This is a genomic window from Acinetobacter sp. Z1, from assembly GCF_024296945.1.
Classification (GTDB): Bacteria; Pseudomonadota; Gammaproteobacteria; order Pseudomonadales; family Moraxellaceae; genus Acinetobacter; species Acinetobacter beijerinckii.
On record NZ_CP101115.1, the window covers coordinates 676,210 to 690,043 of the forward strand.

The 13,834-nt window shown below is 38.1% G+C and carries 14 protein-coding genes; 5 read left to right on the top strand and 9 right to left on the bottom strand.

What is annotated here, in order from left to right; genetic code table 11:
- Nucleotides 1–73: 73 nt before the first annotated feature.
- Entirely contained in the window at nucleotides 74–1,012 is a 939-nt protein-coding gene (locus NGC85_RS03230) for a hypothetical protein (RefSeq protein WP_254804816.1), read from the top strand.
- Between the two features lie 137 nt (nucleotides 1,013–1,149).
- Here the strand turns inward: NGC85_RS03230 and NGC85_RS03235 are convergent, their stop codons facing one another.
- The 3 genes from NGC85_RS03235 to NGC85_RS03245 all read right to left on the bottom strand — a co-directional run bounded on the left by NGC85_RS03235 (nucleotide 1,150) and on the right by NGC85_RS03245 (nucleotide 3,487).
- Entirely contained in the window at nucleotides 1,150–1,734 is a 585-nt protein-coding gene (locus NGC85_RS03235) for a dual specificity protein phosphatase family protein (protein ID WP_254805539.1), read from the bottom strand.
- A 1-nt stretch (nucleotide 1,735) separates the two neighbouring features.
- On the bottom strand, nucleotides 1,736–2,545 hold the full coding sequence (locus NGC85_RS03240) for an MBL fold metallo-hydrolase (protein WP_254804817.1): 810 nt from the start codon (nucleotides 2,543–2,545) through the stop codon (nucleotides 1,736–1,738).
- 300 nt (nucleotides 2,546–2,845) lie between these two features.
- Nucleotides 2,846–3,487, bottom strand: coding sequence for a peroxiredoxin (locus NGC85_RS03245; protein ID WP_254804818.1), 642 nt, complete (start codon nucleotides 3,485–3,487; stop codon nucleotides 2,846–2,848).
- A gap of 336 nt (nucleotides 3,488–3,823) precedes the next feature.
- Between NGC85_RS03245 and secA the strand changes: the two genes are divergently transcribed.
- Together secA and NGC85_RS03255 are read left to right on the top strand one after the other, a co-directional pair.
- Entirely contained in the window at nucleotides 3,824–6,559 is a 2,736-nt protein-coding gene (secA, locus tag NGC85_RS03250; protein WP_254804819.1) for a preprotein translocase subunit SecA, read from the top strand.
- 146 nt (nucleotides 6,560–6,705) lie between these two features.
- The gene (locus tag NGC85_RS03255) at nucleotides 6,706–7,110 is read left to right on the top strand and encodes a hypothetical protein (RefSeq protein WP_005055904.1); all 405 of its coding nucleotides are present in this window, start codon (nucleotides 6,706–6,708) and stop codon (nucleotides 7,108–7,110) included.
- 61 nt (nucleotides 7,111–7,171) lie between these two features.
- Here NGC85_RS03255 and lpxO read toward each other — a convergent pair whose 3' ends face one another.
- From lpxO to NGC85_RS03270, 3 genes are all read right to left on the bottom strand, one after another.
- Entirely contained in the window at nucleotides 7,172–8,077 is a 906-nt protein-coding gene (gene lpxO, locus NGC85_RS03260) for a lipid A hydroxylase LpxO (protein ID WP_039909598.1), read from the bottom strand.
- 158 nt (nucleotides 8,078–8,235) lie between these two features.
- Complete coding sequence (locus NGC85_RS03265) at nucleotides 8,236–9,546, bottom strand: MFS transporter (protein WP_254804820.1); 1,311 nt, start codon at nucleotides 9,544–9,546, stop codon at nucleotides 8,236–8,238.
- A gap of 103 nt (nucleotides 9,547–9,649) precedes the next feature.
- On the bottom strand, nucleotides 9,650–10,291 hold the full coding sequence (locus tag NGC85_RS03270; RefSeq protein WP_254804821.1) for a hemolysin III family protein: 642 nt from the start codon (nucleotides 10,289–10,291) through the stop codon (nucleotides 9,650–9,652).
- A gap of 100 nt (nucleotides 10,292–10,391) precedes the next feature.
- On the opposite strand from NGC85_RS03270, the gene NGC85_RS03275 reads away from it, so the two are divergent.
- Both NGC85_RS03275 and NGC85_RS03280 read left to right on the top strand, forming a co-directional pair.
- Nucleotides 10,392–11,606: an SAM-dependent methyltransferase gene (locus NGC85_RS03275; RefSeq protein ID WP_254804822.1), complete on the top strand. Its 1,215-nt coding sequence runs from the start codon at nucleotides 10,392–10,394 to the stop codon at nucleotides 11,604–11,606.
- Nucleotides 11,607–11,622: 16 nt separating this feature from the next.
- Nucleotides 11,623–12,042 (top strand): GNAT family N-acetyltransferase, encoded by a 420-nt coding sequence (locus tag NGC85_RS03280; protein ID WP_254804823.1) that lies wholly within the window; start codon nucleotides 11,623–11,625, stop codon nucleotides 12,040–12,042.
- A gap of 66 nt (nucleotides 12,043–12,108) precedes the next feature.
- On the opposite strand, the gene NGC85_RS03285 is transcribed toward NGC85_RS03280, so the two are convergent.
- From NGC85_RS03285 to NGC85_RS03295, 3 genes are all read right to left on the bottom strand, one after another.
- Nucleotides 12,109–12,345 (bottom strand): hypothetical protein, encoded by a 237-nt coding sequence (locus NGC85_RS03285; protein WP_254804824.1) that lies wholly within the window; start codon nucleotides 12,343–12,345, stop codon nucleotides 12,109–12,111.
- Nucleotides 12,346–12,600: 255 nt separating this feature from the next.
- Nucleotides 12,601–13,455, bottom strand: coding sequence for a patatin family protein (locus NGC85_RS03290; protein ID WP_254804825.1), 855 nt, complete (start codon nucleotides 13,453–13,455; stop codon nucleotides 12,601–12,603).
- A 65-nt stretch (nucleotides 13,456–13,520) separates the two neighbouring features.
- Nucleotides 13,521–13,736: a hypothetical protein gene (locus NGC85_RS03295; RefSeq protein ID WP_254804826.1), complete on the bottom strand. Its 216-nt coding sequence runs from the start codon at nucleotides 13,734–13,736 to the stop codon at nucleotides 13,521–13,523.
- Nucleotides 13,737–13,834: the final 98 nt, after the last annotated feature.

A 13,834-nucleotide genomic window follows, 5' to 3' on the forward strand; every position in this document is an offset into this window, starting at 1 on the left:
TATTGATCTAAGTAAGTAAAGTATCATCAGGATCAGTTGATTGTGAGATTTTCATCAAATAGGCGATGAAGTTATGAAACAAACGGATTTGAGGATACTTGAAAAATTTAGCTTTTCTCCAGACTCTGCAATTGGTGCATTGTCTGGAGTTGCTTGCTTAGAGGACTATTTATATCTGATTGGAGATGATGTTCGTTACTTATTAAAAACGAGCCTAAAAAATAAATTGACTGCAACGACAGCTTTTGAAAAAGTCCCTTTATTTGAATCGTCTGAACAACAAGCTCTAGCAATTTTAAGCAAAGCAGAAAAGCCTGATTTTGAAGCACTAAGTTGTATTATTTATAATGAACAGCCTCATTTATTAATTATGGGATCAGGTTCGACTGAAAAGCGAAAGCAAGCTGTCCTATATAATCCATCCAATCATCAATTCAAGACTTTGTTTGATCAGGTGGATTATGATTATTTGCAGCACTGTGCTGCACTCACCGGCGGAGCCGATTTAAATATTGAAGCAGTATGCTCAGACAACCGTCATCTTTATGTCTTTCAACGTGGCAACATTAATCACTTTCATGGTGTTTTAGTATTTGATTTAGCAAAAATTCAAGCACATAAATCTTTAGAAAACTCCTTTATACGCTCATTCAATTTAACATTGCCTGAGATTAATGGTTCAGTAAGTGGTATTTCAGATGCCTATTTTTTAGTGGATCAAAACCTACTGATAGCCACCGCTGCGGTTGAGCAAACATTAAATACCTATGATGATGGTGATGTGTTGGGGAGTTTTATTTTGCTGTTCTCACCAGATGGTCAACCTATATCGAGTCATTTGATTCAGAGTGCAGAGGGTAAAACGCTACCAATTAAAGTTGAAGGGATTACATGGCTCGAATCTCGATCTGATTGCGAAGTATTTTTATTGGTCACTGACAGTGATGGTGGTGATTCTGAAGTTTTGAAGATATTGTTGGCTAATTCAGCTTTTATAAAACAAGAAGTTTAAGTGAAACCTATTCGCAAGGTATGCAATTTTGAGCAATGTACTTTACAGATTGATCGAGAATAATTTGATAGGTCGGTTTATTTAATAAGCTCTATTGTTTTAATAAATAGAGCTTTATCTAGAGCAATTCCAATATTCTAACGAGATGGATTCGACAGTTGTTGTCGAATCCATTTTACATTTTCAGGTGTAAATATATTTTCAATGTTTTTCCAAATGATATGGTAGCCATATCCTCCTTGCTTCATTTCTTTAACCGCATCTTCAATGGACCAATTTTCAAAAATAATCCGATACATCGCTATCGTTGCGCCTGTCCGATCTGAACCATGATAACAATGCACTAAAATTTTATGATTCTTTTGTTTTTCTATTTGAATTGCCTGCATTGCTTTTAATAAATCATCACGGTTAATCGCCCATGTATAAATAGGGATGTGCACAAGATTGAATGATTTATCATTGAATACCTGAGCATCTTCATTTCTTGCTCTAAGATTAATTACCGTATCAATTTGATGCTGTTTAAGCGCTGGAATTAATTGATTGTTTGGTTGGTCACTGCGAAAAACATCATGACTGATCTGATAAAAGTTATGAGTATTCGAAATCAGCATTCCCCAATTTTCAGGGCGTTGCTCATCATCTAGACTCGGATGCTTCATACATCCAGTTGTAGTTAATGTGGAAATTAAAAGAATGCTAGAAAGTGTTTTTTTCATATTACTGGTAACGATTGAATTCAACTGGATCGTGCGCACAAATTAACTCAATACTTGATTCATGTTGAGCGAGATATTGTAAACGTTTCAGATTATGTAAACGCTTTTGATTATTTTCAGCCAGTAATCGTTCCGTGAGATCTAATGCTCTAAGTTTATTTTTCGGATTTAATTCTAATTGTGAGAAGTAGGCATCTCCGCAAAACAGAATCCAGCCATCTTGCTTTTTGATTGCGATACCACAATGACCCTGTGTATGACCTAATAATGGAATCATTAGTATTTCATCATTAAAAAAGGGTAAACCTTTGACTTTTTCTAAGTTGAACCACGATTCACCATCGCTGTGTTCTGCAAAACTCCAGTATCGATGTTGTTTAAATTGTTCAGTTTTATATCGAACCTTGGCTTTGCCAGAAAGAGATTGCGTCGCATTATATTCAGAAGCGAGCATATGGACTGTTGCATGTGGAAAATCTGAAATCCCGCCAGCATGGTCAAAGTCGAGATGAGTGATGAAAATATGTTTCACATCACTGGGATTAAAACCAAGCTTTTGGATCTGATGGATAGCGCTTAGCTTTAGGTTAGATTCAAATTGTCCAAAGCGGGTAAGTAATTTCCCTAAACGTTGTTCAGTATGTAAATAATCTTGGATTCCTAAACCTGTATCAATTAAAACTAAGCCACGGTCAGTTTCAATCAGAAGGCAATGACAGACTAAATGCGCTTTCCAACCCTTTTGACCGAATAATGGCGCGCAGACAGGGCAGAAACTCCCACAGTGAAGATGATGAATGTTATAGATCATAATATTTTTATTGTGTCTCAATATCGAAATATTTTTATAACCGATTGATTCAAAAATACCAAAGAAATTTTCAAACACTCGAAAAAAAGCCTATCTGAAGATAGGCGATGGAGTTTGTTTTTCACTTTTTGTTTTTAAGCTTAAAACAAGCGCTTTTTAATGTTGTAGCTAATAAAGACTACGCTTTAATTTCTTAATTCGCAGCATAGCTGCTCGACTTGCATTCGGAACGAGCGTTGCTCGTTTTTATTGCTACGCACTACGTTTGTCTTGCGCTTCACTTGAAGCCTTTAATCGGCTTCAATTTTGCTCAGGCTGTGCTGTTAAACGCAAATAAGGTTTCACAGCTTTATAACCTTTAGGGAAGCGTTGTTTAATTTCTTCCTCATCTTTGAGAGACGGAACAATCACGACATCTTCACCATGCTGCCAGTTTGCTGGCGTTGCTACCTTGTGCTTATCCGTTAATTGTAGTGAATCGACCACACGTAAGACTTCGTTAAAGTTCCGACCTGTCGATGCAGGATAAGTGATAATTAAACGTACTTTTTTGTTCGGATCGATAATTACCAATGAGCGTACGGTTAGGGTTTCACTCGCATTTGGATGAATGAATCCGTATAACTCAGATACTTTTCGATCTTTATCGGCAATGATCGGAAAGTTCACTGTGGTATTTTGTGTTTCATTAATATCTTGAATCCAATTTTTATGTGATTCAACATCATCCACTGACAGGGCAATTGCCTTTACGCCCCGTTTCGTAAATTCATCTTTTAGTTTTGCTGTAAAACCAAGTTCAGTTGTACACACTGGAGTAAAGTCTGCTGGATGCGAAAATAAAATCCCCCAACCATCAGCTAAATACTCATAAAAATCAATTGTACCCTCACTTGATTCTTGTTGAAAATTTGGAGCAATGTCGCCTAAACGTAGTGTCATGATTCATCCTCAATACATTTTTATGTTCTATCTGTCCGTTTAATATGCAGGATCATTCTTATAAATAAAATTATTGTTTTTTCATTTTCTTATGAATAATTATGATAATTGAATTTTGCTGACTTAGAAAATTTGATCATAAATTCACATTTAAATCGGTGTAACTTAAATGCAAATTTGCTACATTAACGGCTCTTTGGTTGTGTGATGTCAGAATCGCCTAGCAGATTTTTTACCTGTTTGGATGCAAAGCCCTTGTAGTTCTTATTTCTGACTCCATAATAACAGCTAAGAAAAAATTACTTATTTAAACAAACAGGATTAGAGAGTTTATTCATGTTGGCAAGTCTGATCGGAGGTATCTTCGGTACAAAAAATGAGCGCGAACTCAAACGCATGCGTAAAATTGTTGATCAAATCAATGCGCTTGAACCGACGATATCTGTATTAAACGATGCAGACCTCTCTGCAAAAACTCCAGAATTCAAACAACGTTTTAATAATGGTGAAAGTTTAGATAAGTTATTACCTGAAGCTTTTGCTGTATGTCGTGAAGCGGCAAAACGCGTCATGGGTATGCGTCATTATGATGTGCAGTTGATTGGTGGTATTACCTTGCATGAAGGTAAAATCGCTGAAATGCGTACAGGTGAAGGTAAAACCCTAATGGGTACTTTGGCTTGTTACCTAAATGCATTGAGCGGACAAGGCGTTCACGTGATTACCGTGAATGATTATTTGGCGCAACGTGATGCTGAACTGAACCGTCCTTTATTCGAATTTTTAGGCTTAAGCATTGGTGTCATTTACTCGATGCAAATGCCAGCCGAAAAAGCTGAAGCGTACATTGCGGATATTACATACGGAACTAACAACGAATTTGGTTTCGATTATCTTCGTGACAACATGGTGTTTTCTCTTCAAGAGAAGAAACAACGTGGTTTGAGCTATGCCATCATCGATGAGGTGGATTCAATTTTAATTGATGAAGCACGTACGCCTTTGATCATTTCTGGGCAAAGTGAAGACTCATCTCACTTATATCAGTTAATCAACAGTATCCCACCACAGTTGAGTCCTCAAAAGGAAGAAAAAGTAGCTGATGGCGGTCATTTCTGGGTTGATGAGAAACAACGTTCGGTTGAAATGACCGAAGTTGGTTATGAAGCAGTTGAACAAGAGTTAATTCGTATGGGCTTGTTAGCTGAAGGTGAAAGCCTATATTCAGCAACCAATCTAAACTTGGTTCACCATGTAACGGCTGCGATACGTGCGCACTACTTGTATCAAAAGAATGTTCACTACATCATCGGCATTAATCCACAGACACAAAAAGAAGAAGTGATTATTGTGGATGAAAGCACTGGTCGTACGATGCCTGGACGTCGTTGGTCAGAAGGTTTGCATCAAGCGGTTGAAGCCAAAGAAAATATGGAAATTCAACCAGAAAACCAAACGCTTGCAACGACAACATTCCAAAACTATTTCCGCTTATATAAAAAGCTTTCAGGGATGACAGGTACGGCTGATACTGAAGCTTCTGAAATGAAAGAAATTTATGGTTTAGATGTTGTATTGATTCCAACCCATCGTCCGATGGTTCGTGAAGATCATAATGATTTAATTTATTTGAATCGCAACGGCAAATACAACGCCATCATTGAAGAAATCAGTAATATCCGTCAAAAAGGGGTTGCACCTATTTTGATTGGTACTGCAACCATTGAAGCCAGTGAAATTCTTTCTTCTAAATTGCTTCAAGCAGGTATTCATCATGAGGTTTTGAATGCAAAACAGCATGAGCGTGAAGCCGATATTATTGCTCAAGCGGGTAGTCCGAATGCAGTAACCATTGCAACGAACATGGCGGGTCGTGGTACGGATATTTTGCTTGGTGGTAACTGGAAAGCGAAATTAGCAAAAATCGAAAATCATACCGCAGAAGATGAAGCACGTTTGCAAGCACAGTGGGAAAAAGATCACGAAGATGTACTAAGTTCTGGTGGTTTACACATCATCGGTTCAGAGCGTCATGAATCACGTCGTATTGATAACCAGTTACGTGGTCGTGCAGGTCGTCAAGGTGACCCAGGTGTTTCTCGTTTCTATTTATCGCTAGAAGATGACTTGATGCGTATTTTCGCAGGTGATCGTGTTGTTGCGATGATGCGTGCAATGGGTTTACAAGAAAATGAAGCCATTGAACATAAAATGGTGAGTCGTTCGATTGAAAATGCCCAACGTAAAGTTGAAGCACGTAACTTTGACATTCGTAAAAACTTGTTGAAGTACGATGATGTTAATAATGAGCAACGTAAGATCATTTATACACAACGTGATGAAGTCTTAGCTGAAAGCACATTGCAAGATTACATCGAAGAAATGCATCAAGAAGTGATTAAAGGTTTAATCGCAAACTTTATTCCACCTGAATCGATTCACGATCAATGGGATATTGAAGGTCTAGAAAATGCCTTGCATGCAGATTTAGGCATTGAATTACCTGTTCAGCAATGGTTAGACCAAGATCGTCGATTAGATGAAGAAGGTTTAATTGCACGTATTTCTGATGAAGTGATTGCCCGTTACCGTCAACGTCGTGAACAAATGGGCGATGAGTCTGCTGCAATGCTTGAACGTCATTTCATGTTGAACTCATTGGATCGCCATTGGAAAGATCATTTGGCTGCAATGGATTACTTACGTCAAGGCATTCATTTACGTGGCTATGCTCAGAAAAACCCTGAGCAAGAGTACAAGAAAGAAGCATTTAACTTATTCGTAAATATGTTGGGTGTGATTAAGTCGGATGTTGTAACAGATTTATCGCGTGTACATGTTCCTACCGCTGAAGAGTTGGCTGAACTTGAGGCTCAGCAACAACGTCAAGCAGAATCTATGCGTCTTTCATTTGAGCACGACGATGTTGATGGCTTGACTGGTGAGGTGACCGCATCTGAAGAGCTTGATTATGTTACTAGCAATACACCATTCCCAGTGCCAGAAAGCCGTAATGCACCTTGTCCTTGTGGTTCTGGTTTAAAATACAAACAATGTCACGGTAAAATCTAACTTTATTTTAGATTTAATCTACACAGTAAAAAGCAGAGCATAGGCTCTGCTTTTTTACGAGAAGTAACTTGAGTCAAATCCATCTTTGTAGTTTTATTATTGAAGTTATAAATCTTGATTGGGTTCGCATTAAAAGCGGGAAGAAAATGAAAAAACCATTACAACTTTTAATTTTAGCAGGTGCTGCGGTATCAGGTATTACATTTGCAAATGATGCGCCACAAACCACGACGGTGGATAAAGTTTTGGCTGCTCAAGGTACAACTACCGCACAAGCACAAGTAAAACGCGAAGTAACGACAGTCATAAGTCCACGTACTGGTATTCGTTATACATTAGGTGATACTGGAAATCGTCCAATCGTCTTGCAAACTGCGGCGATTGCACCTGCAAACTCTGCAAACATCAATCGTATTGTGGCATCAAATCCAGCTCTTTCTGCTAAAAGCCAAGAAAAAGCCAAGATTGCTTTAATTGGTGAGGCAGCTGTTCAAGCGGCTGACGCAGCTGCTGCACAAACCGCTAGTGCTCAAGCACCTCAAAATAAATAACGAATACGTTATTTAATAAAAAAGAGATGCAATAGCATCTCTTTTTTACAGCAAATTTTTATTATAAAAAACTTGGAAGTAATACTAAGCCAATAAGAATGGCGAATAGTAGCCATTTAGACACATAGTATAAAGGACGATTACGCTCTTTTAAGCCTCGACCATAGTGATGCACGGCATAGCCATATTTGAAAATGCGGTTGATAAAACCTGTTTTATCTTGATCATCATTGGGTGAGCTAGCTGCTGACATGATGTTCCGTCCAAACCAGTGATTCAACTTTTGAGCCCAACCCCATTTCATTGGACGTTCAATATCACAAAATAAGATAATACGCGTTTGATCGGTTTTATTTTCAGCCCAGTGTACGTAGGTCTCATCAAAAACAGTTGCCTCACCATCTCTCCAACTATAACGCTCTTGATCCACCTCAATAAAGCAATCATCACTGTTTGGCGTAACTAGACCCAAATGATAACGTACTGATCCTGCATATGGATCACGGTGCTTACCCAAATAGCTTCCTGAAGGAAGTTCGGTAAACATTGCAGCTTTTACTGAAGGAATACTTTCTAACAATGCCACTGTTTTTGGGCAAAGTTGTTGCGCAGAAGGATGACTTGCTTGATACCATTTTAGATAAAAGCGCTTCCAACCGCGTTTGAAGAAGGTATTAAAACCTGCATCATTATTTTTTTCAGCAGCTTTGATTTGATTTTGGAGTTGAATGGCTTCTTCACGGATTACTTGCCAATTATCTTGCAGTGGTTTGAGTTCTGGAAACTGCGCCACATCAAAAAAAGGCTGATTCGGCAGTTTTGAAAACCCAGTCATAAACATATTCACTGGTGCTAAGAAAGTCGAATGGTCAAATAATTGTCGAGATGCTTTTAAGCGTTCTTTACCACGATAGTAAGTGTATAAGAAACTGACTAAAAATACGGCAACGATAATCACTGCGTACATAAGCACAATCATCTAAAAAATGGGAGTCGCGCATTTTAGCATAAAAATTATTTCGGAGAATATTGTTATAAACGTTGAGCTGAAAGCAAACGCATTAATCGATAAGAGGCAATTCAGATGATCATATAAACACGATCACCTGAATGGAGTACAAGGATTTAGATTTGATTGTTTACATCATCATGCTTGGTTTCACGAATGAGTAAAAATGCAATCAAAGACAAAATTGAAGCTAAGCTTAGATACATTCCCACCGCACCTAAGCCATAACTTTCAGCAAGTTTGGTTGCGATATAAGGCGCAAATGAGGCACCAAAAATACCTGCTAAGTTAAATGTTAAAGCAGATCCGGTGTAACGAACAGAGGTCGGGAAAATCTCTGAAAGTACAGTTCCAATTGGACCATAGGTTAATCCCATAATCGACAAACCGAGGCACAAAAACAAAAATACCAAAAGAGGATTACCTGAACCTAGAAGTGGTGCAAAGCAGAGTCCAAATAATGCAGATAAGATGCAAATTACAATTGAAGTTCTTTTACGACCAAACTTTTCCGCCAGAATCGCTGAAATAGGAATAAACGCTGCAAAGCATAGGGTTGCCACCAATTGCAATACAAGGAAATCTCCTCGTGCATAGCCTAGTTTTGTCGTACCCCAGTTCAATGCGAATACAGTTGTCAGATAAAACACCACGAAAGTACAGATTGCTGCAACTGTGCCAAGCACTAACATTGGTAAGTGTTTGGTCATTACCTCTTTAAAAGGGACATTCACTTCTTTCTGTTTATTTAAAACTTTTTGGAACGCAGGAGTTTCATGCAGTTTTAAACGGATATATAAGCCGACTAAAACGAGAATTGCACTCGAGATAAATGGAATACGCCATCCCCATGTCATAAAATCTTGTTCAGACATAAATGCATTGAGTAGTAAAAATGAACCTGTCGCAAGAATAAAACCAATCGGTGCGCCCAGTTGTGGAAACATGCCATACCAAGCGCGCTTGCCTTCAGGCGCATTCTCAGTTGCTAGTAGGACAGCACCACTCCATTCGCCACCAAGCCCTAAGCCTTGACCTAAACGGCATAAAGCCAAAAGCAGTGGGGCAGCAAGACCAATTTGAGCATAGGTTGGAAGCAAGCCAATACATACTGTAGAAATACCCATCGTCAGTAATGCGGCTACTAAAGTCGCCTTACGACCAATTCGATCACCCAAATGTCCAAAGATTGCCGCACCAATGGGGCGCGCAATAAAAGCAATCGCAAACGTGGCAAGTGATTTTAGTACCGCAGCACCATCGCTGCTTTCTGGGAAAAATAAATGTGGGAAAATGAGTACTGCTGCTGTGGCGTAAATATAAAAGTCGAAAAACTCAATTGTTGTACCAACGAGACTAGCAAATAATACTCGTGTTTTTGAATTGCTTGCCACTTCCGTGGTAGCAGTCGTAGCGCCTGACGACATACAAGACCTTTACTTTATTTATTCAGGGAACAGACCAAATCTGCCCATGAAAATTCCTTTTGAATGCGGATTTTACTCAGGAAATTTGATGCTATGTCTTCATTTATAAAACATAGCAATAGATCGCTAAGAAGTGTAAACCAGCCCCTATTAGCACAAAAACATGCCAAATTGCGTGGCTATATCTTACCTTTTTTAAAGCATAAAACAACGTGCCGATCGTGTAGGCTAGTCCACCTGCAATCAAGAAGGTAATAGCATGTTTGGAAAGATAACGTTGCATATCATCCATGACCAAAACAGCGAGCCATCCCATCACCAGATAAGCCGCCAGTGAGACTTTTTGGAAGCGGTGAATAAACACTAATTTGAATAATGTTCCAATTAAAGCGATCACCCAAAGCCCAATCAATAAATAATGTGCTTTAGCTGTAGGAATAGCGATACTTAAAAAAGGTGTATACGTTCCTGCAATAAGATAATAAATTGCGGTGTGGTCTAATTTTTTGTACCAGTATCTTTTATTTTCATTCTGAGCGAAATGATAGAGCATTGAACTACTCAGCAATAAGATCAGGCTAAATCCATAAACCCATAAACTGATCCATTGACCGAGAGGTAAATGAGCGCCTTTTATAATGAGAAAAATTGAAGCGATTACAGCGATTCCTGCACCGATACCATGACTATAGGCATTGATGAGTTCTTCTTTAGGGTCATAATCGAGTGGGGAAATTGAAGCCATTTACAGCTCATCTGAATAAAAGTACAACTGTATCGTAATGTAATTTCCCTTTTAAAGTAAGACGCTTTAAAATTTAGTTTCTATTTGTCAGGTTTTCATTATGTTTGCGCCAAAATTTTCTTTTGAACAAGAACAGCAGTTTTTCTTGGATATTCAGCAATCTATTGAAAATAATAGCTTTGAGCGTCTTATTTTGAGTCAGTACAAAGGGGAGTTGGCAGATTTAGAGAAGATAAGTTTTCGTACCATTGAGTTACAAGGTCAAGTGATGTTGTCTTGCTTGTATCATCATACAACTCAAGATGTGACTAAAAATTACTCACTTGATGAAGGTTTAGCGAAAATAGCGGAATTACTCAATCAATCAAAACAGGCAAATTTATTTACGCATCATCAAGATGTACAACTCAAGAAAAATAAAAAGAAAGCAATGTTGAATGTACAAAAAAAACAAATATCCGTACCTCAGACACAACAGCAACATGACCGAGAAAAGCATAGATTTGTACAGCAACAAAGTATATTCCTAAAACATTTAGGTATTACCGATGAAAAAGGGCAAATCATTCCGAGCATGGCGCGTAAATGGAAACAGATTAATAAATTTATTGAAATCTTTTCAAATGCCTATGAACAGATTGATGCTTCGCAACAGCAATTAAATATCGTTGATTTTGGTTCAGGTAAAGGTTATTTAACTTTTGCATTATATGATTATTTACTGGAACAGAATAAAACACCCCTCATCACAGGCGTTGAGTTGCGTTCAAACTTAGTTGAGTTTTGTCAAAAAGTTGCCGATGAGGTGGGCTTTAATCATCTTGATTTTTTTGAAGGGGATGTGCGTAGTTATTCACCAGAAAAGTTGGATGTGATGATCGCATTACATGCCTGTGATGTGGCAACAGATTTTGCAATCCATACAGGGATTCGTCTGAATGCTTCGATGATTATGTGCGCGCCGTGTTGCCATAAAGAATTAAGACCACAACTCAAAAGCCCAGAAGTGTTGCAACCGATGTTACAGTTTGGCATTCATGCAGGGCAGCAGGCGGAAATGTTGACTGATACATTGCGTGCTTTATTACTAAAGGCATATGGCTATGAAACCAAAGTCTTTGAGTTTGTCTCCTTAGAACATACCAGTAAGAACAAAATGATCTTAGCGACTAAGCGTAAAGATATTCAACAGCCTGATCCAAAAATTATTCAGCAGATTCAAGCTTTAAAGCAGATGTATGGCATTCAAAAACAAAGTTTAGAATTATTGTTACAAGATCAAATGCCGACTGAAAATCTGGGTTGTAAGTGTTAAATGAATCGAGATCGAAATGTTTAGAGTAGAAAATGGAAATTGGGATCAACTTCATCAAGATGCCAAATTTATTCGGGAACAGGTGTTTATCATCGAACAAAACATCTCTGAACAAGATGAGTGGGATGATCAGGATTTAATTTCGCAACATTTTGTGGTTTATGATCATGATCAGCCAATCGCTACTGCACGACTATTGCAAAATAATAGTGTGGGGCGGGTCGCTGTTCTCAAACCATATCGTGGTCAAGGTATAGGTCACTTGATCATGTTAGAGATCATCACTTATGCTCGACAGCAATCTCGGCAGGTATTGAAGTTATCCTCGCAAGTCCATGCGATCTCATTCTACGAAAAGCTTGGCTTTGCGGTACAAGGCAATCAATATGATGAGTGTGGAATTCCGCACATTGAAATGATGATTAATCTAAACTAGATGAAATTCGTACTTGCTTACCCAACCGATTTAGCGATCAAGATTGGGTAAGTTAATATGCTGATGCTACTGTTGTGGATTGTGCTCAATAACGCCTGATGCAGCAGAAGCATGATCATGTTGAGCAAGTTCTTTCTGTTGTTGGGCTTTACGTTGTGCTCCAGGCATGTAATCAGGTTCTTGGCTCATTGCCAAATAAAAAAAACTTAAAAAGATCGTGCTCAGTACGCCGACGATAATAACAAATTTCCAGCCTAAGACGGTTTCACTTGAATCGTTGTGAGAGTTTGATTGTTTGCCCATAAAAAATTCCAAAAAAGAAAAGCAATAAATTGAGATATAGCCGTATTAATTCATCAAATTGAGAAAACCTTAAATATTATATGGTTTTTATATTGTGATTTGCTGAAAGGTGATGATTATATTTGGAATTAGAAGAGATTGATTGAATAGCAAAGTATTTTAAGGCTGAGCATCTACTTCGTTGGTTTAATAAATCTGCTAGAACAATAAAGACCACCTTTTAACTAATGCATATAAAAGGTGGTCTAATTTTAATTAAAGATTTTTCCAATCCTCAATCGCTTTAAGTCCAGTTTCAACACCAACATCATAACTATAACGAATTTTAGTTTTATTTTTAGTCAGTCTGCCTGCCATATGTTTTAAATCTGGTGGGCAAACCTCCAAGATTTTTTGCTCTGAAGGCGATCTAATAAACTGTACAGAATCGTTATATCGTTGAGTTCTGGTCAATAAACTCTTAGCAAAACCACGCTGCTGCTTAAAGGCATATTTGGCAAGTAGCTGATCACCTTTATTACTCGCTTTATAGTAGCTTTTAGGTCGTGTTCTCAAAACCATCAGTTTTGAAACATGATCTTGCTTTGCTGCCCAAAAAGTGGGTAATGCATCTGCGACGCCACCATCGAAGTAGGGCTCACCAAAAACTTCAACTGCTTGACGTGTCAGCACTGGAATAGAGCTAGATGCTCTCAATCCATCGAGAATATTGTCTTTAGATGCTTTGATATAGGTAGCTTCACCTGAGATGGCATGCGTTAATACCATATAAAATTCAGGATGATTGGCAAATAATTGAGCTTGATTGAGTGGATTTTCTTTCTCAACCACGTCCCACATCCATTTTAGATCGAGTAAATCACCGCCTTTAAAAAAGCGTCCATAATGAATGAATTCAGAACGAAGTGAATGATCTAAATAGATTTGTAGGGTACGACCTTGTTGTGCAGCTAAATAATTAGCCACATTGGTAGAGCCTGAAGAAACACCAACACAAAGATCAAAAGGATTAAATTGTTGCTGTAAAAATGCATCTAAGACACCACTGGTAAATGCGCCACGCATTCCACCACCTTCAACAACCAGTGCCTGACGATTTTGGTGAAGCATTGAAAATCTCGAATATCATGATAAATCCATGTTTACATAGATTTATCATCTTCGACAAGAATACTTTAGTGATTGTGCTGATGTTCTGCCTGAGCCGATTCTGCATTCATAGAAGATTGAGACATTTCGGCAGCGGCTTTTTTCTGATTCATTGGCATATAGTCAGGCTCATTATTTATGGCTAAATAGAAAACCACCATAAAAATAAAGCTTAAAATGCAGGTGATGATCAGTGCTCTCCAACCCCAAGGCGAGGTTTCAGGACATAATTTCTCAGACATAAGACAAATTTCCAAAGGACAAAAAGTAAAGCAGAATGGATATATTTATAGCATAATTTGTGATGGATTAGGCGAAATTCTGATACAGCATGAGATGC